A 1474-nucleotide genomic window follows, 5' to 3' on the forward strand; every position below is an offset into this window, starting at 1 on the left:
CGGGTCCGCGCACGCGCGCGGCGCCGAAGCGGCCCGGCGCATGGACGATCAGCGGCACGCGGCAGCCGCCTTCGAAGAACGTCATCTTGTACCAGAGCCCGCGCTCGCCGAGCATGTCGCCGTGGTCGGACGTGACGATCACGATCGTATCGTCGGCGAATCCGCACTGCTCGAGCGCGCCCAGCACGCTGCCGAACTGCGCATCGACGTAGGACGTCGCGCCGTAGTAGGCGCGGCGTGCGGCGCGGATCTGCGCGTCGGTGGGCGGCGTGCGGTCGTTCTCGCAGACGAAGCGCAGCCGCTGCGAATGCGGGTCGCTTTCCGCCGCATCGAGCCGCACGGCCGGCATGTCGATCTCGTCGTCGCTGTATTGATCCCAGTATTCGCGCGTGATCGCATACGGGTCGTGCGGATGGGTCAGCGACACGACCATGCAGAACGGCCGCGCATCGTGCCCGGCCGCACGCTCGCGCGCGACGTCGTACAGCTTCTGCTTCGCGGCGAACGTGACTTCGTCGTCGAAATCGAGCTGGTTCGTGCGCACGCACGGCCCCGCCTCCAGCACCGAACTCATGTTGTGATACCAGCTCGGCCGCTCGGTCGGGCTGTCCCAGTCGGGCACCCAGCCGAAATCGGCCGGATAGATGTCGGTCGTGAGCCGCTCCTCGAAGCCGTGCAGCTGATCGGGCCCGCAGAAATGCATCTTGCCGGACAGCATCGTCCGGTAGCCGCCCGCGCGCAGGTAGTGTGCGAACGTCAGGGTTTGCGCCGGCAATTCGGCGGCGTTATCGTAGGCGCCGATCCCCGACGGCAGCTTGCCCGTCAGCAGCGAGAAACGCGACGGCGCGCACAGCGGGCTCGCGCAGTACGCGGCGTCGAATACGACGCCTTGCGCGGCGAGACGGTCCAGCGTCGGCGTGCGCGCGACGCGATTGCCGTAGGCCGGCAGCGCGAACGGCGTGAGCTGGTCGGCCATCAGGATCAGGATGTTGGGTGTCGGGTTCGTCATCGGCAGTCGTGGGGAAAACGGTGTTCGAATGGAACGGCGCGCCGCTCGCGCAGCGAGACGTCCGGCATGACGGAAGCGGCTCGACGAAAGTGCCGCGCGGGCGAGCCGCGCTGGCTAGAATCGCGGAATGCGTAGCGTCGCGCGCCGCCCGTGAAGCAGGCTGTCAAGCGGGCCGTGAAACTCGCATGCCGCACCGTCCGAAGCACTATCGCCCGCCCGAATTCGCGCGGGTAGGCGTCCGGCCCTTATGGGGCCATTAGAGAGACTTATGTCGAAATCCGAACCGTTACCGTCGATGCAGGCGCTGCGCGCGTTCGAATCGGCCGCCCGGCTCGCGAGCTTCACGGCCGCCGCGCGCGAGCTCGGCTCCACCCAGCCGGCCGTGAGCCAGCAGGTGTTCCAGCTCGAGGCCGAACTGGGCGTGCCGCTGTTCGAGCGCAGCCCGCGCGGCGTCACGCTGACGGC

Annotated in this window: 2 protein-coding genes; one reads left to right on the top strand and one right to left on the bottom strand. The window is 68.7% G+C overall.

The genetic code is table 11. From position 1 onward, the window contains the following. The coding region (betC, locus tag G3N93_RS39975; RefSeq protein WP_206135518.1) for a choline-sulfatase at positions 1 to 1009 on the bottom strand (1009 nt) is incomplete at its 3' end. Between the two features lie 268 nt (positions 1010 to 1277). On the opposite strand from betC, the gene G3N93_RS39980 reads away from it, so the two are divergent. Further along, positions 1278 to 1474, top strand: a 197-nt coding sequence (locus G3N93_RS39980; RefSeq protein ID WP_241026915.1) for a LysR family transcriptional regulator, incomplete at its 3' end; no start/stop codon positions are given.

The sequence above is a fragment of the Burkholderia sp. Se-20378 genome, assembly GCF_017104665.1.
In the GTDB taxonomy this organism is placed as follows: Bacteria; Pseudomonadota; Gammaproteobacteria; order Burkholderiales; family Burkholderiaceae; genus Burkholderia; species Burkholderia lata.